Annotated in this window: 14 protein-coding genes and 1 pseudogene; 4 read left to right on the forward strand and 11 right to left on the reverse strand. The window is 64.8% G+C overall.

Annotated features, from left to right (window positions below; all coding sequences use genetic code 11):
• Positions 1 to 7 precede the first annotated feature (7 nt).
• From IPK20_00665 to IPK20_00680, 4 genes are all read left to right on the forward strand, one after another.
• Positions 8 to 502, forward strand: coding sequence for a peptidyl-prolyl cis-trans isomerase (locus IPK20_00665; protein MBK8015340.1), 495 nt, complete (start codon positions 8 to 10; stop codon positions 500 to 502).
• Positions 503 to 556: 54 nt separating this feature from the next.
• Positions 557 to 1,291 carry a UDP-2,3-diacylglucosamine diphosphatase gene (locus IPK20_00670; GenBank protein MBK8015341.1) on the forward strand — a complete coding sequence of 245 codons (735 nt, stop codon included), beginning with the start codon at positions 557 to 559 and terminating at the stop codon, positions 1,289 to 1,291.
• A gap of 318 nt (positions 1,292 to 1,609) precedes the next feature.
• Entirely contained in the window at positions 1,610 to 3,343 is a 1,734-nt protein-coding gene (locus tag IPK20_00675; GenBank protein MBK8015342.1) for a PQQ-binding-like beta-propeller repeat protein, read from the forward strand.
• A 147-nt stretch (positions 3,344 to 3,490) separates the two neighbouring features.
• Entirely contained in the window at positions 3,491 to 3,850 is a 360-nt protein-coding gene (locus IPK20_00680) for a c-type cytochrome (protein MBK8015343.1), read from the forward strand.
• A 145-nt stretch (positions 3,851 to 3,995) separates the two neighbouring features.
• Here IPK20_00680 and IPK20_00685 read toward each other — a convergent pair whose 3' ends face one another.
• The 11 genes and pseudogenes from IPK20_00685 to IPK20_00735 all read right to left on the reverse strand — a co-directional run bounded on the left by IPK20_00685 (position 3,996) and on the right by IPK20_00735 (position 17,085).
• Positions 3,996 to 5,171 (reverse strand): O-succinylhomoserine sulfhydrylase, encoded by a 1,176-nt coding sequence (locus IPK20_00685; protein MBK8015344.1) that lies wholly within the window; start codon positions 5,169 to 5,171, stop codon positions 3,996 to 3,998.
• A gap of 171 nt (positions 5,172 to 5,342) precedes the next feature.
• Positions 5,343 to 6,866 (reverse strand): amidophosphoribosyltransferase, encoded by a 1,524-nt coding sequence (gene purF, locus IPK20_00690; protein MBK8015345.1) that lies wholly within the window; start codon positions 6,864 to 6,866, stop codon positions 5,343 to 5,345.
• A 42-nt stretch (positions 6,867 to 6,908) separates the two neighbouring features.
• Complete coding sequence (locus tag IPK20_00695) at positions 6,909 to 7,406, reverse strand: CvpA family protein (protein MBK8015346.1); 498 nt, start codon at positions 7,404 to 7,406, stop codon at positions 6,909 to 6,911.
• Positions 7,406 to 8,161: an SPOR domain-containing protein gene (locus tag IPK20_00700; protein ID MBK8015347.1), complete on the reverse strand. Its 756-nt coding sequence runs from the start codon at positions 8,159 to 8,161 to the stop codon at positions 7,406 to 7,408. The genes IPK20_00695 and IPK20_00700 overlap by 1 nt, the downstream gene beginning before the upstream one ends.
• Positions 8,162 to 8,164: 3 nt before the next feature.
• A pseudogene (gene folC, locus IPK20_00705) lies at positions 8,165 to 9,473 on the reverse strand (bifunctional tetrahydrofolate synthase/dihydrofolate synthase).
• A gap of 25 nt (positions 9,474 to 9,498) precedes the next feature.
• Positions 9,499 to 10,365 (reverse strand): acetyl-CoA carboxylase carboxyltransferase subunit beta, encoded by an 867-nt coding sequence (locus tag IPK20_00710; GenBank protein ID MBK8015348.1) that lies wholly within the window; start codon positions 10,363 to 10,365, stop codon positions 9,499 to 9,501.
• Positions 10,366 to 10,432: 67 nt separating this feature from the next.
• Complete coding sequence (locus tag IPK20_00715) at positions 10,433 to 11,230, reverse strand: tryptophan synthase subunit alpha (GenBank protein MBK8015349.1); 798 nt, start codon at positions 11,228 to 11,230, stop codon at positions 10,433 to 10,435.
• Between the two features lie 91 nt (positions 11,231 to 11,321).
• Positions 11,322 to 12,515 (reverse strand): tryptophan synthase subunit beta, encoded by a 1,194-nt coding sequence (gene trpB / locus IPK20_00720; GenBank protein ID MBK8015350.1) that lies wholly within the window; start codon positions 12,513 to 12,515, stop codon positions 11,322 to 11,324.
• On the reverse strand, positions 12,508 to 13,131 hold the full coding sequence (locus IPK20_00725; GenBank protein ID MBK8015351.1) for a phosphoribosylanthranilate isomerase: 624 nt from the start codon (positions 13,129 to 13,131) through the stop codon (positions 12,508 to 12,510). Before IPK20_00725 ends, trpB begins: the two co-directional genes overlap by 8 nt.
• Before the next feature lie 151 nt (positions 13,132 to 13,282).
• Positions 13,283 to 14,047 carry a tRNA pseudouridine(38-40) synthase TruA gene (gene truA / locus IPK20_00730; protein MBK8015352.1) on the reverse strand — a complete coding sequence of 255 codons (765 nt, stop codon included), beginning with the start codon at positions 14,045 to 14,047 and terminating at the stop codon, positions 13,283 to 13,285.
• 101 nt (positions 14,048 to 14,148) lie between these two features.
• Positions 14,149 to 17,085 (reverse strand): hypothetical protein, encoded by a 2,937-nt coding sequence (locus IPK20_00735; protein ID MBK8015353.1) that lies wholly within the window; start codon positions 17,083 to 17,085, stop codon positions 14,149 to 14,151.
• Positions 17,086 to 17,119: the final 34 nt, after the last annotated feature.

Raw genomic sequence — 17,119 nt, forward strand, 5'->3', positions numbered from 1 at the left:
GCATCGCATGATCAATCTCGTCACTTCCCTCGGCACCATCAGCCTGGAACTGGACGCCGCCAAGGCGCCGCTCACGGTCGCGAACTTCGTGGAGTACGTGAAGGCCGGCCACTACGACAACACGATCTTCCATCGCGTCATCGACAACTTCATGATCCAGGGCGGCGGGTTCGAACCGGGAATGACGCAGAAGCCCACGCGCGACCCCGTCAAGAACGAGGCCGACAACGGCCTGAAGAACGACGCCTACACGATCGCCATGGCCCGCACACCGGACCCGCATTCGGCCTCGGCGCAGTTCTTCATCAACGTTCGCGACAACGATTTCCTCAACTTCCGCGCACCCAATGCCCAGGAGTACGGCTACTGCGTATTTGGCAAGGTCGTCGCCGGGCAAGAGGTCGTCGACAAGATCAAGAAGGTCACGACCGGCAGCCGCGGCATGCACCGCGACGTTCCCGCCGAGGACGTCGTGATCATGAAGGCCGAAGTCGTCGAGTAAGCGCGGCACCGGTTGTCCCGGCGCGCGCCCGGGACAACCGGATCCGGACCGCTCGTGTCCCCTACCCTCTTCATCAGCGACCTTCACCTGTCCGAGACCCGGCCGGACATCACGGAGGCATTGCTCGCATTCCTCGGCGGTCCGGCACGCGACGCCGGACACGTCTACGTGCTCGGCGATCTTTTCGACTTCTGGGTGGGTGACGACACCCTCGACGAGCCCCTCAACGCGACGGTCGTCTCGGCCATGCGGCAGCTCACGGACAGCGGCGTCCCGCTGTCCGTGATGCACGGGAACCGCGACTTCCTGCTGGGTCCTGCTTTCGCCTCGGCAACCGGCGCCCGGCTCGTCCCGGATCCGCTGCATGTCGATCTCCACGGAGCACCATCGCTCCTCCTGCACGGAGACACCCTTTGCACGGACGATGTCGCCTACCAGGCGTTCCGGCGCCACGTGCGTGACCCGGGCGTGCAGCGGCAGTTTCTGGCCATGCCCCTGGAAGCGCGCAGGGCGCAGGTCGGACAGGTGCGCGCCTCCTCCGAACGCGAGAAGCGCGAGAAGGCCATGGTCATCATGGACGTTTCCCCCGATACGGTCAGCGCCACGTTCCGGGATCATGGCTTCGCCCGCATGATCCACGGTCACACGCATCGTCCCGCACGGCACGAACATGTGGTCGATGGACACCTCTGCGAACGCTGGGTGTTGTCCGACTGGGAGACACGCGCCGAGTATCTTCGTGCCGACGCCGGTGGCTGTACTCGCATTCCGGTCACGATTCCCGGCTGACACTGCGCCGCAGTAGCGCGTCCGCCATGGCTGGACGCACGGAGCGCGACGCTTTCCTTCCTCAGGCGTCCTCCCGCTGTTGTCGAGGAATATCCCCCCCTGATCAACGGGAACACGCTCGGCCACGGCGCCACTGCTTCCCGGAAATCCTTGGACGTTTTCCCCAGTCTCCGTGGAGAAATGTCCGTAGGTCGCCACTCCTGCCTTGGCTACCGTCAGGGCTCCCATACCGCCGGTACTCCCCGAGTTCCGGCGGCAGGGACGGCAGCCCGCAACGTCGGACGGCCGATATGTCAACGACAACAGGAGGAGTAGGGCATGAGAAATCCAACGTACGGGCGCTGGATGCTCGGCGTGCTCGTGGCAGCGGTCGCTCAGACGAGCGCCGCGGCGGGCGTCGACACCATCCAGAACGCGGCACCAGGCGACTGGCCAAGCTACCACCGGACTTACGACGCACACCGCTTCAGCCCCCTCACGCAGATCACCCGCGCAAACGTCAAGAAGCTGGGCGTTGCCTGGGTTCATCAAGCGGGCGAAATCACGCAGGGCCTGCAAGTCACGCCCGTCGTTGTCGACGGTGTGATCTATTACACCGCGTCCTACAACCGGGTCTTCGCGGTCGACGGACGGACGGGCGAGGAAATCTGGCACTACTTCCCCAAGGTGAAGGACGGTGTGGACAAGCTTCCCGTGGGTCCCTATTCACGCGGCGTCACGGTCGCCAATGGAAAGGTCTACGTAGGCACCATCGACGGACGGGCGATCGCGCTCGACCAGAAATCCGGCAAGGTCGTGTGGGAGACGCAGCTCGTCGACACGCTCAAGTGCGGCTGCATGTTCACTTCCCCGCCTTTGGCCGTGAAGGACAAGCTCATCTTCGGTTCCACCCAGGGAGGCATTCCGGCGCGGGGAGGCGGCATCTTCGGGCTGAGCCAGAAGACGGGCGAGCAGGTCTGGTACTTCGATCCCGTTCTCGAGGGAGAGGACCATTGGGGCATGAACGATTTCGGCGAATCGAGCGCGAAGTACGCCGGCGTCGGTGCATGGCACGTGGGCAGCTACGATCCGGAGCTGGATCTCATCTACTACGGCACGTCCAATCCTTCCCCGTGGTTCGACTGGGCTGCTCCCCTGGATGGCCCGGACGGCCACAAGCGTGCAAGCGGCGTAGGCGCCCGTCCTGGCGACAACCTCTACAGTTCGTCCGTGCTGGCAATGCGTCCGGACACCGGCGAACTGGTGTGGTACCACCAGGAGCATCCGCACGACGACTGGGACTTCGACTCGACGCTCGGCGAGTTCGTGCTGGTCAACAAGGGCGACAAGAAGCTGATGATCCATCAGGCGAAGAGCGGCTTCGTGTTCATCTACGACCGGACGAACGGCAAGGTCCAGAACGCGTGGAGCATCAACAAGCACATGACGTTCGTGAAGACCGTGGACCCGAAGACCGGCCAGCTCGTGGGCCGCAATCCGCCGTCCATCTCCGAGGGCGCCATGTTCTGCCCGTCGATGCTGGGAGGACGAAGCTGGAATGCGGGTGCCTACAACGCGGAGACCGGAGTGTGGTTCAACTCCCGGCAGGAGATCTGCGAGGTGGCCAAGGTCCGGCCGGAACGTCCTTCGCTCGACCCCCTGCCCGGCTGGTACGCGGGCGCCGATCTGTCGTGGGTGCATCCGCCCGGCGACGTGGCGCATGGTGCCATCGATGCATGGGATCCGTTCACCGGCAAGAAGCTCTGGACCGTCCACGACAAGTACCCCCGCATCTCCGGCATTCTGGCGACCAAGGGCAACCTGGTCTTCAGCGGCGACATGAAGGGGTACGTGTACGCGTATGACGCTGGAAGCGGCACGGAACTGTGGCGGTTCAACATGGGGTCCGGCTCGCGTGGCGGCATCATCAGCTACATGGCCGGCGGGGAGCAGTACATCCTCGTGCCGAGCGGAATCGGCTCTGCCGCTCAGGCGATCGTGGCTGCCATCTATCCGGAAGTCGGCGACTTTCCCGCGGGCGCGAATCTGTTCGCGTTCAAGCTGACCCGCTGACCTTCCTGCCCCGCTCCGGGCTGCCTCGAATTCCCCGGAGCGGGGCCTCCCGTTCCACGAAAACCTCGAAGTGCCGTTCCTCAGGACGGCGCTCATTCATGATGAACCATTCGCTCACCAAACATCTGTGGCTGCTGGCCGTGTGCCTTGCTGCGGGCACCGTCACTGCGGAGGATCTGCCGCCTCCGGAAGACGGGAGGCATCGATCTCGCCAGTCCGGATGTCATCGCGCAGGGCCTCGATCTGCTCAACAAGACCTGTGGCGGCTATTGTCATGGGACGGAAGCTCGCGGCTTCAAGGCGCCCTCGCTGCGCAACCGGAGCGATCTGTCGGTGGATTCGCTCCACGCCACAATTTCCTATGGCCGAAAACGCGCCGGAAAGATGATGCCGGCGTGGAAAGGCTCGCTGCCCGATGATGCGATCTGGTCGGCCGTGGCGGCGATCGTTTCCTTGCGCAATGCCGATCCCCCCGGCGAAAGCGCTCCCAAACCGGGCGGTCACTGAAGACCGTTCCCGCGCTGCGTCGGACACGCGTGGTGGCGGCATCGACCGGTTCAGCCAGATGCCACGTCTCGCACAACTCCTCCGGACTTGCCATCCGCCTGTCTCAGGCCGCCAAAAGGATGCACGGGCCGCAATCAGACGTTCTCTAGATCGAACCCAGTCCGCGGGCAATATCGGCCTGAAGGTCGTCGAACGACTCCAACCCGACCGAAAGGCGCAGCAACCCTTCGCCAATCCCCGCCACCTGCCGGGCTTCGGGCGAGATTCGCCCGTGCGTGGTGCTCGCGGGGTGCGTGATTGTGCTCTTGGTGTCCCCCAGATTGGCCGTGATGGAGATCATCCGCGTGGAATCGACGATGCGCCACGCAGCGTCGCGGTCCCCGGCCACCTCGAACGAGAGCACAGCCCCGCCGGTCTTCTGCTGAGCCTTCACCAACGAGTGCTGAGGATGCGATTCCAGGCCCGGATAGTGAACGCGCTTCACTTTGGGATGCGATTCCAGCCAGCGCGCCAGCAAGTCCGCGGTCGCGGACTGTGCCTGCATCCGGATGGGCAGAGTCTCGAGCCCTTTCAACACCACCCACGCATTGAACGGACTGAGGGTCGCGCCGGCATTGCGAAGGAACGCCGTCAACGGTTCGAGCACCACGTCACGCCTGCCCAGGACCGCGCCGCCCATGACCCGCCCTTGTCCGTCCAGGTACTTGGTCGCGGAGTGAACCACGATGTCGGCACCGAGCGCGAGAGGCTTCTGAATGATGGGGGTGCAGAAACAGTTGTCGACTACCAGCAGACTGCCGGCCCGGTGCGCAATGTCGGCAAGCGCCGGGATGTCGGCGATCTCCATCATGGGATTGGAAGGCGTCTCGACGAAGAAGAGCTTCGTCTGGGGACGGACAGCCGCCGCCCACGCGGCCGGATCGGCCAGTGGAACGTACGTGGTGGCGATACCGAACTTCCCGAGAAGATTGTTGAAGAGCTGCGTGGTGGCACCGAACAGGCTGCGCGAAGCGACGATGTGATCGCCGGAGCGCAGAAGTCCCATCGCGCATCCCAGGATCGCCGCCATGCCTGATGAAGTCGCCACGCAGCATTCGGCGCCCTCGAGGGCGGCGAGGCGTTCTTCGAACGCATCCACGGTCGGATTGGTGTAGCGCGAGTAGACGTACCCGGCATCGGAACCGGCAAACCGGGCGGCTGCCTGGGCAGCACTCTCGAAAACGAAGCTGGACGTCAGGAACAGGGGCTCGGCGTGTTCGCCGAATTCAGTCCTATGGATGCCACTGCGTATCGCCAGCGTTTGCGCATCGTATTCCGTCATTCTCATTTGGGTGCTCCAGAACGAAAAAACCCGTCCGGCGCGGGCGCTCGAACGGGTTCTTCATTCGGAACGCTTTAGCCGGATTTCTATGGCGCCCGCAAGCTGTCTTCAAATCGGCGCCGCTGCCCTCTCGAACAGCCAGAACGAGTCTACGTCATCTTCGCCGCCACGTCACCCCGCCTCGACGAGATTGAGATCGAGCTGCGTATTGGCGACCGAACCCCGGCGCGCCAGCGAATCGTCGTTTCGCTGCGCCTCGATGCCCGCCAGATACTCGGCAGTGACGTCACCCGTAACATAGACGCCATTGAAACAGGACGTCTCGAAGTTCTCGATGGCCGGGTTCACGGAACGGACAGCATCCACGAGCGCATCGAGATCCTGGTACACGAGGCGGTCCGCGCCGATCTCGCGCGCGATCTCGTCGTCGTTGCGCCCGCTCGCGATCAGTTCCTTGGCAGACGGCATGGCGATTCCGTACACGTTCGGAAAGCGGACGGGGGGCGAGGCCGACGCAAAATACACGCGGTTGGCGCCGGACTCGCGCGCCATCTGAACGATCTCCCGGCTCGTGGTTCCCCGCACGATGGAATCGTCGACGAGAAGCACATTCTTGCCCCGGAATTCCATGCCGATCGCGTTGAGCTTCTGGCGGACCGATTTCTTGCGCACGGACTGGCCCGGCATGATGAAGGTCCGGCCGATGTAACGGTTCTTGATGAATCCTTCCCGGTACGCCACTCCGAGCCGGCTGGCGAGTTCCATGGCGGCGGGCCGGCTGGAATCCGGAATGGGAATGACGACATCGATGTCCAGATCGCCGTGATCCTGCAGGATCTTCTCGGCCAGGCGTTCCCCCATGCGCAGCCGGGTCTCGTAGACAGAGATTCCATCGATGACCGAATCCGGACGAGCGAGATACACGTACTCGAAGATGCAGGGATTGAGCGAGGGATTCTGCGCGCACGGGCGTGCGTGAAAGTTGCCCTCGTAGTCTATGAGAATCGCTTCGCCGGGCATGACGTCGCGCATGATCTTGTAGCCCAGCGTGTCGAGCGCAACGCTTTCCGAAGCCACCATGTAATCCACGCCTGCCTCGGTCGTGGCCTGTCCCACGATGAGCGGCCGGATGCCGTAGGGGTCACGGAATGCCAGCAATCCGAATCCGGCGATGCTCGCGACCACGGCGTAAGCCCCGCGGCAGCGGCGGTGAACGCCGGCCACTGCCTCGAAGATCGCATCAGGTGTGAGTCGAAATCCGGGCGCGCTCGTCTGGAGTTCATGCGCCAGGACATTCAGCAGCACCTCGGAGTCCGAATTGGTATTCACGTGACGCAGGTCCTCCAGGAACAGGTCGCGCTTCAATTGTTCGGAATTGGTGAGATTGCCGTTGTGGCCAAGGACGATGCCGAATGGCGAATTGACGTGGAAGGGTTGAGCCTCGGCGGAATTCGCCGCAGAACCGGCTGTGGGGTACCGGCAATGTGCAATACCGGCCGTACCCTTCAGATTGCGCATGTCGCGGGTGCGGAACACGTCACGCACCAAGCCGCTGCCCTTGTGCATGTGGAACATGCTGCCCTCGCCGGTGACGATGCCTGCGGCATCCTGACCGCGGTGCTGAAGAACCAGCAATCCGTCGTACAACAACTGGTTGACGGGGCCGGTCGACACGACACCCAGAATTCCACACATGTTCCCAGGACCTATAGAAGCTCCGGCCCTGCGGCCGGCACATCAATCTTCATCATAGCGAATGTTCGCCCTCACCACGTCGGGCAGCCACGGTTTCGCACTTCTGGCGATCTGCTCGAACGGGGGTGAAAGCCAGGCATTGCGCCAGCCCACGCTTTGCGGCAGTGGCGTGAGCCCGCCGAGGACCACGGCAATGGTCACGATGACCGCTCCCCTCGCCAGACCGAACAATGCCCCGAGGGCACGGTTCGTGCCCGACAATCCGCCGGCCTTCAGCAATTCCGTCATGAGGAAACCGATGATCCAGAGCACGAGCAGGACAGCGATCAGTACCAGCACGAAGCCGACGGCATAGCGGACCGGATCGGGTCGTACCGCGGCTGGAAGAAGCACCGCGGCCGACGGCGCGAATTGCCGGGCCACGAAAAATGCCGCAATCCACGCCACCAGGGACACCAGCTCCTTGACCAGGCCGCGCAAGAGCCCCAGCAACATCGACACACCGAGAATCGCCAGCACGGCGATGTCGAACCAGGTCATCACTGCCCGTGCTGCACGATCTTGAGATCACCCGAGCCCAGTTTCTCCGCGAGGAGCTTCGTCCGCGCCTTCTGCGCAGCTTCCTGCGTCGCGTAGGGTCCGCCTCGCACGCGAGTCTTCGTGCCATCCGGTGTCTTGACCGGTTCGAGATACCCGTTCAAGCCTTTGGCCCGCATGCGATCGAGCAGCTGCTTCGCGTTGTCGCGCGACGAGAACGCACCCAACTGCACCACGAACCCCTTGGCCGGCGTGTTCGCCTTGGGTCCCGGCTTCTGCGGCGCCGGATCCTTGGACTTGGTCTCTGGCCCGTTCTTCTGATCCAAGTGCGCCTCCGGTGGCTTCGCGGAGCTGCGCCGTTCTTCCGTGACCGTCGTTCTGGGAATGGCCGGCGGGTCCGCAGCTACAGGGGGCTCTGCCGCTGGCGCGCTCCCTGCCGGAGGCGGTGGAACACTGCCGGATTCCGCCCCCGTGGAGGGAGAAGGCACTGGCCCGGTCCCGGTCGAAGCCGGTGGCAAAGGTGTCTGCGGAGTCTGCGCCGGTGCGGTGCTCGGCTCGGCTGCCGCGGGGAACTTCTCTTCCACGGGCGGCACGTTCGGAATCACGATGTTGACGTTCTTGAGAGGCGGCGGCGGGTCGTTGTCCACGAACCAGGGCAGTACCACCACCACTATCGCCACCAGCACGATCGCGCCGACCAGTCTTCGGCGGGCACGTTTGCGCAGCTTTATCTCTTCGTCGGAAACGGGGTGCGCCATCGATCAATGATCTCGCCGCGATAGGGACGCGAGAGCCTGCGAAACGGTGAGAAAGGAACCAAACACCAAAATTCTATCATCGGCGTGCGCTTCGGCCCTCGCTGCATCGAACGCCGAAGCCACGTCATCGTACCGGCGGATCTCGTCGAGGACCCCGGCGTCATCCAGCGCCCGTTCGAGAATGTCCACACTGGCGCCTCGCACCCCCGGTAGCGGAGCGAGGTTCCAGCAGTCCACATGCGGCCTCATCTCCCGTGCCACCGCAGCGATGTCCTTGTCCTGGAGCATGCCGAACACCGCGACCGTGCGACGTGCCCGCTCCATATGGCCGAGCGTCTGTGCGAAGGCCCGGGCTGCATGCGGATTGTGCGCGACATCCAGGATCGTCGACGGACGGCCGGCAAGCACCTGGAATCTGCCCGGGAGCATCACCATGAGCAGACCTTCGCGGAGAGCCCCCGCGCTTACTGGAATCCGGTCGCGCAAGGTATCCAGTGCGGTGATGGCAACTGCAGCATTGCTAACCTGACACGCGCCCCGAAGCGCGGGAAACGGCAGACCGGCCCGCAGGCCACCTGGCCCCTCGTATCGCCATTGCCCCTCTTCGATGACGCCGCGGAAGTCCGCACCTGCCCTCATCAGGGTGGCGTCCACATCGAGGGCATGCCGGACGAGGGAGTCGGGTGGTTCGGGGTCGCCGATGACCGCGGGGCGCCCCCCCCGGAAAATGCCGGCCTTCTCGAACCCGATCGACTCGCGGGTGGTTCCCAGGTAGTCGATGTGATCGATGCCGACGGAGGTGACGACCGCGCAGTCGGCATCGAAGACGTTCACCGCGTCCAGCCGCCCCCCGAGTCCCACCTCCAGAATCGCCACATCGACCTGCGTGCGAATGAAGTGCCTGACCGCGGCAAGGGTGCCGAACTCGAAGTAGGTCAGGGTGATGTCGCCGCGCGCGCTCTCGACTGCCTCGAATGCGTCGCAGAGTTCCTCGTCGCTCGCCTGTCTGCGATCGACCCGCACGCGTTCGTTGTAGTGAACCAGATGGGGGCTCGTGGCACACCCGTCCGATGCCCCGCGCTGGCAAGCATCGCCTCCAGCATCGCGCAGGTCGATCCCTTGCCGTTGGTGCCCCCACCGTGATGACGGGAAACGGGAGCTTCAGCAGGGAGAGCCGCGCGGCCACTTCGCGCACTCGCTCGAGCCCCATGTCGATTGCCTTCGGATGCCGGCTTTCGATGTAGGCGAGCCAATCGTGCAGGCTGCGGCCTGCGCTGCCCGGAGTGCCGGGCACGCTGCCAGAAGACGTCATGAGGGTATGGGTGAAGCCTGCAGGATCAACCGGGCTGAGGCAGCCTCGAAAGCATCGCGAGAAGGGCCGCAACCCGGTCGCGCATCTCTCTGCGGTCGACGATCATGTCCACAGCACCGTGTTCGAGAAGGAACTCGGAACGCTGGAACCCTTCCGGAAGCGTTTGCCGGACCGTCTGCTCGATGACGCGGGGTCCCGCGAAACCCACGAGCGCATTGGGTTCCGCGATGACGAGGTCACCTATCATGGCAAAGCTCGCCGAGACGCCCCCCATGGTCGGATCCGTCAGGACGGAGATGAATGGGCAGCCAGCCCGGCCGAGCCGCGTGAGTGCAGCGGTGGTCTTGGCCATCTGCATGAGGGACATGAGCCCCTCCTGCATGCGCGCTCCCCCACTCGCACTGAAACACACGAAAGCCATGTTCTGCTCCACGGCCGTTTGAACGGCGCGGATGAAGCGCTCGCCCACGACCGATCCCATGGAACCTCCGAGAAACCTGAACTCGAACGCCACGACGACCACGGGGATGTTCTTCACGCTGCCCTGCATGGCGACCAGCGCGTCTTCTTCTTCCGTCTCGGCCTGCGCCTGCTGCAACCTGTCGGAATAGCGCTTGCTGTCCACGAACTTGAGGAAGTCCATGGGAACCACTTCCGCTCCGATCTCGAAGCGGCCTTCGGGATCGAGAAAGCAATCCAGGCGTTCGCGACCGGTGAGCCGCATGTGGTGGCCGCACTTGGGGCAGACGCTCAGATTCTTTTCCAGATCGGCACGGTAGAGGACGGTCTCGCAGACCTCGCACTTGCTCCACAGGCCTTCGGGGACCGCCTTGCGGGACGTGCCGGCGTTGCGGTTGATCTTGGGCGGAAGAAGCTTCTGCAACCAGCTCATTTCGACGCCTCCCTCATGACGCCCGCGACCGCTCTTGCGGGCTCGTGGATGAACTCGGACGCAGCGCTCACGCGTCCATTGCCTGCCGGATGGAGGCAACGAGCGCGCCGATGTTGCCCACCACCTGATCGCGTGCCGACGATTCGATCTCCTGAACCAGACGGCTGCCAATCACCACGGCGTCCGATACGGAAGCGATCGCGCGCGCCGTGGCGCCATCGCGAATGCCGAAGCCGACGCCGATCGGCAGCGCGACGTGCTTGCGAATCGCCGGGATCTTCGCGGACACCTCTGCGAGATCCAGGTGCGCCGCACCGGTGACGCCCTTCAGAGACACATAGTACACGTAGCCGCTCGCCAGCCGCGCGACGTCCTGCATCCGTTTGTCATCGGAGGTCGGCGACAGCAGGAAGATGGAATCGATGCCGCCTTCCCGCAACCGATGGGTGAGCGCTGCGCTTTCCTCGGGGGGATAGTCCACGACCAGCACGCCATCGACCCCCGCCTTCTTCGCTGCGGCAGTGAAGGCCTCGTACCCCATCGCTTCGATGGGGTTGGCATAGCCCATCAGGACAACGGGCGTCGCATCGTTGCGCGCACGGAATTCGGACACCATGGCGAGGACGTCGGCGAGCGAGGTGCCGTTCTTCAGCGCCCGCTCGCTCGAGCGCTGGATGGTCGGCCCGTCGGCCATCGGATCCGAGAACGGGACACCCAGCTCGATGATGTCTGCACCCGCTTCCACGAGGGCATGCATGATCGGCACGGTGGCCGCCTTGTCCGGATCGCCGGCCGTCACGAAAGGAATGAGCGCCTTGCGGGCGCGCTGGTGTAGCTGCTGGAAGGTCGTGCTTATGCGAGACATGGGATGAATTGTTCGTTCGGATGTCCGGCCCTTTTTGGCAGCGGCACGGTGCGGGATGGGAGGTCGAACGACTGGCGGAGTGTCCGGCCGTTCAGAACGTGATGCCGGAATGCTTGGCGACCGTGTTCATGTCCTTGTCGCCCCGGCCGGAAAGATTGACCAGAAGCACCTTGTCGCGAGGCATGTCCTTCGCCATCTTCATGGCGTGCGCAACTGCGTGGCTCGACTCGAGCGCGGGGATGATGCCTTCCAGCCTGCAGAGCGTATGGAAGGCCTCGAGGGCTTCGTCGTCGGTGATGGCCACGTATTCGGCACGGCCGGAATCCTTGAGCCACGCGTGCTCGGGGCCGACGCCCGGATAGTCCAGTCCTGCGGAGATGGAGTGCGTCTCGGTGATCTGCCCGTTGGCGTCCTGCATCAGATAGGTGCGATTGCCGTGCAGAACACCGGGCCGGCCGGCGCACAGTGTCGCGGCATGCTTGCCCGATGCGATGCCGGATCCGCCGGCTTCGACGCCGATCAGGCGCACTTCGTCGCGCGTGATGTACGGATAGAACGCCCCCATGGCATTGGAGCCGCCTCCGACGCACGCGAGGATGGCATCGGGCTGCCGGCCTATCGCCTCGGGCATCTGCTGCAGCAACTCGCGGCCCACGACGGAATTGAAGTCGCGCACCATCATCGGATAGGGGTGAGGTCCGGCCACGGTGCCGATGATGTAGAACGTGCTTTCCACGTTGGTGACCCAGTCGCGCATCGCCTCGTTCAAGGCATCCTTCAGCGTGCGTGAACCGCTCTCGACCGGAACAACGGATGCCCCGAGAAGCTTCATGCGATAGACGTTCGGGGCCTGGCGCTCCACATCCTCCGACCCCATGTACACCACGCATTCCATGCCGTAGCGGGCGGCGACGGTCGCGGAAGCGACGCCGTGCTGACCTGCGCCGGTCTCGGCGATGATCCGCTTCTTGCCCATGTGACGCGCGACGAGTGCCTGCCCCATGGTGTTGTTGATCTTGTGCGCGCCGGTGTGATTCAGATCCTCCCGCTTCAGCCAGATCTGCGCTCCGCCGCACTTGTCGGTGAGGCGCTTCGCGAAGTACACGGGACTCGGGCGGCCGACGTAGTGCTTGAGTTCGTACTCGAACTCCGCGATGAAAGCGGGGGCCTTGCGGAGCTTCTCGTACTCGGTGCGCAACTCGTCGAGCGCGTGGATGAGCGTTTCCGCGACGAACACACCACCGTAGGGACCGAAGTGCCCGCGTTGGTCGGGCAAGTCATACATCTGCATTGCGAACTCCTCGCACGAATGCGGCCAGCTTGTCGTGATCCTTGACGCCCTTGGTGCTTTCCACACCGCTCGAGACGTCCACGGCCCAGGGCCTCACGGCGCGGATCGCTTCCGCGACGTTGCCTGGATGAAGTCCGCCGGCCAGAACGACCGGCAGCGGCATCTGCCTGGGGATGGCACTCCAGTCTGCCGTGACTCCCGTTCCGCCATGCGCTCCAGGCACGAACGCATCGACGAGGACTCCGCGGGCAGCCGGATATGTCGCGGCGGATTGTAGCAAATCGACCCCCGGCGCCGCCGCGATCGCCTTGATGTAGGGCCGTCCGAAAGATGCGCAGAAATCGGCCGTCTCGCCGCCGTGGAACTGCAACAGGTCGAGGGGCACGCGCTCGAGTACGGAGAGGACCTCCGCCCGGGACGGATCCACGAACAGACCCACTGTGGTCACGAAGGGAGGCAGCGCACTCACGATGTCACCGGCCCGCTGCGCATCCACGTGCCGCGCACTTCCCGCAAAGAAGATGAGCCCGATGGCGTCCGCACCCAGTCTTGCCGCCTCGAGTGCATCATCGAGCCAGGTGATTCCGCAAATCTTTATGCGAGTAGGCATGCGTGATGGATGCAGAGAGACGTGCGGGGATGCCATGAAGATCTGATCGACGTGTGCGATCGCGACGGAGGTCCATCTCGCCTTCGCCTCACGCCTTGCCATCGCCCGTTTCCGACTGCCATGCGATCCGCGCCCATTGATGAGACCTTCCCTATGAATCGGGTACTGGCAGACCGACCTTCGCGTCGTAGTACACCGCTTGCAGGCACAACCCGTCGGGCGCGAACGTCGGCGCGGCGAGGCGGCGGTCGCGCGACTCGAGGATAGCGCGAATCCATTCCTCGGGTCGACGCCCTGCGCCCACGTATACGAGGCTGCCGACGATGTTGCGGACCATATGATGGAGAAACGCGTTCGCACGCAGATCGAAGAACAGAAGGTCGCCGCGGCGGCGGATTCGCAGCGCCTCCAGGGTGCGCACGGGCGAACGCGCCTGGCATTCGGCAGCCCGGAATGCGCTGAAGTCGTGCGTGCCCACGAGATGCGCCGCCGCATCGCACATGCATTCCAGATCGAGTTCCGTCGGCCACCAGCCGACGCGGCCATGCTCCAGCGCCGGGCGGGCGGAACGAACCTGAATCGTATAGCGATACGCCCGAGCGAGCGCGTCGAACCGTGCATGGAAAGCGTTGTCGACCGGGCGCGCCCACAGGACGCTTACTCCGTCCGGCAGGGAAGCGTTGACTCCCCGGGTCCATGCGGTTTCCGGCCGCTCGGCAATGGTGTCGAAGTGCACGACCTGGCCCCTGGCATGCACGCCAGCGTCGGTTCGACCTGCGCAGACAACGTCGACTGGATGGCCGGCGATGCGTGCGAGCGAGCGCTGCAGCGCGTCCTGGACACCGCAGCCCGCCGGTTGGGTCTGCCAGCCGCAGAATCCCCGCCCATCGTACTCGACCCCGAGAGCGACTCTCATGACCTGCAAGACCGGTGCGGACAGGGCGGATTCATGGGCTTGCGAATGGCAAACGCCGCCCGGAGGCGGCGTTCGTCATGGCAGGGTGAGGATGGGGACCGTCAACCGAGCGAAGTCAGGAGATCGCGGGCTGCCTGCTGCTGTTCGGCGTCCCCTTCCGCAATCACCTCCTCCAGGATCTCCCGTGCGCCTTCCTTGTCGCCCATCTCCTGGTACGCCTTGGCCAGATCGAACTTGGTCTGCACGTCGTACCACTTCTCGTCCTTCGCGCCCCCTCCCGGCATCGTCGCATTGGTGTCGCCGAGTTCGAGGCTGATGGATGACAGGTCCAGATCGGGCGCGCCACCCGGCATCGTGGCTGACGTATCTTCCACGTTCGCCGGAGCCAGGGTGCCAGGACGGGTAGCGTCGAGCGATTCCGGGCTCTCCAGCGGAGGCGAATCCAGCTTCAGCGTATCCAGGTCGAATCCCAGATCGTCCATGGAACTCACGTTGGTGGTGCCGCTCAGGGTTGCCTCGTCCCCGGAGATCTCGAAATCCAGTTCGTCGCCCGCCTTGGGTTTCGCCGCAGCGCCCAGGCCCACCCCCGGCAGGGTAGGCATGTCGCCGGCGTCCGTCGGCGCAATGGTCGCCGTGGGATCGAACGCCTGCGATTCGTCGCTCGAGGGCTGCATACCGAACGCTTCGGTCGCCAGCGTCTTGCTGGGATCGAACACGTCGTCGGCTGTCGCCACACCACTCAACTGACCGAGATCGATGTCCGTCGTGGTGGCGGGATTGGCGTCGAGGTCGCGGCCCAGCTGGGCGAGATCGATGTCTGTGGAAGAACCGGACGAGGTGCTCTCGAAGTCGAGATTGAAATCGAGGTCGTCCTTGGGCTGACCGTCGAAGGACTCCATCTGCACCGTCGATTCCATGCCCGGTATCGTCTGCTCCATCGTGTCGTCTGCGGATGGCTTGCCGGATGCGTAGCGCGGATTTCCCGGATCCACCTGATACCCCAGCCGCGCGACCTTCTCCCAGTTCTCGCCCTGACTGCCCGTCGCCATCTGCACGTCCTTGGCGATTTCCTCGAACGCCAGCGGATCATTGCGCTTGGCATAGATCTCGAGCAGCTTGGCGTGCAATTCCAGGCGTTGGGGATTGGCGGCGATCGCCTCCTTCAGGCGTTCCTCCGCTTGCGAGTCCCGGCCGTAGATGAGAAATACCTCGGCCTCTGCCAGGGCATCGCTTTCGTCCCCCGCCCCGCCGGTCGCCGGGGCCACGGCGCTCGCAGCCGTGGCCGCCGCCGCGCCACCGAAGCCCGCCGGTCCGAAGGAGTCTTCCGATTCCGCGGCTTCCGCCGCCTCCTCGTCCATGGCAGAGGGCTCGCTCCTGCCCGCGCCCTTCTTGCGCTTCCAGCTCATGAAGCCCAGGCCGGCGAGCGCAGCCACGACGACCGCGACCCCACCGAGAACCATCGGGTTGCCAAGAATCTGGTCGACCAGGCTCGGGGGCGGTGGCGGAGGCGGCGGGACAAACTTGCGCTTCGGCTTGGGAGGCGGAGCGGGCTCGGCAGGCGCAGCGGGTTCCGACGGGGCGGCCGCGGGCGTCTCGGCCGGCACGGGCGGAGTTCCGGCGGCCGGACCCGGCATGGGCGCCGGTTCAGGCGTCTTGGGGGGAAGGATCTCCGGCAGCTTGGGAGTTGCGGCTTCGGGCGCCTTCGGTGCGGGCGCGGGTTCCGTCGCCTTGGGCGCGGGCAGAATCGGCGGCAGGGTGGCAGGCGCTTCGGGCTTGGCCGGCGGCTTCTGCAGATCCGCCATCCCCTTGCTCTTCATCTCCACCAGCGCCTGCAGATCCTTGATCTGCTTTTCCAGCTGGACCACGCGCTGGTTCGCATCCGCAACGGCCTTGCCCTTCGCCGCGACTTCCTCTTCGAGTGCGCGGATCCGGTCTTGTGACTTGCTGTCCGGCGGCGCCTTGTCCGCCGTCCCCTTGGAGGGTTCGCCCTTGGACAGTTTCAGCACGTCCTGGCCGGGTTCCGCAGGCAGTGGGGTCTTGTCCTCGAGCTTGGTCGTGACCTTGCCCGTGGCGAGACGGCCGGCACCGGCGTCGGCGGGGAGACCGGACTCGGCCGCACCGGCCAGGCGCTCGCGATACGCGTTCCAGTTCGATGCCTGGAGTCTCACTTCCTTGCGGGCCTCCGGCGCCGTGAGAGTCACCGCTTCATCGGCCGCGGGGACACGCAGGATCTTCCCCGTCTTGAGCCGGTTCATGTTCTTGCCGGCAAACGCGTCGGGGTTGCTCCGGTACAGCGCCACCAGCATCTGCTCGAGCGTCACGTCCGCCGGCTTGTTCTCGCGCGCGATCTTGGAGAGGGTATCGCCCCTCTTCACAGGCCCGTACTCGCTGCCCTGCGGTGCGGCTTCGGCCGCGGGCGTTGCCGGAGCGGATGATTGCGGCGCGGGCGCTTCAGGGGCCTTGGGCGCGGAATCGCGCGTCTGCGCTTCCACAGGCTGCGGTTGCGGCCTGGGCACAGGAGATTCGGGAACGCTCCGGGAAGGCGCGGGGGCCGGAACGGATTCGACCGCCGCTTCGGGTTGCGGTGCGACCGGCTTCACGGTGGCCGCGTCGCCGTTCTGCGTTTCGGGACTGTCCGTCACCGAGGGTGGATCGACCAGAGCGGTATACGCACGCACCAGACGGCCAGAGCTCCACCACAGCTCGACGAGGAAATCGATGAACGGCTCGTTGAGCGGCTGGGCCGCGCTGACCTGGACGAAAGGTTCGCCGTTCGGCCGCTGCTGAACGCTGACCTTCAGGTTGGAAACATACGCGGTGAATGGCAGGTCGGCCTGCCGGAAGGCCTCCGGGCTGGCGATCCTCGCGTTCAGCGACGACAGCTCGTCCTTCTTGACGGAGACGAGGTCGACCTCACCCCGGAACGGCTGCCCCAGATTCGACAGGACTGTGAGCCGCCCGAGTCCTGCGGCATTGGCCGCAAGCGATGCTCCCAGCAACAACGCGGCGGCGGCCGCGCGCTTCAGTCTTTTACTCACCGCGCCACCCTTACACTCTTGGACTGTAGAAGAA

It is taken from the genome of Betaproteobacteria bacterium (assembly GCA_016713305.1).
Classification (GTDB): Bacteria; Pseudomonadota; Gammaproteobacteria; order Burkholderiales.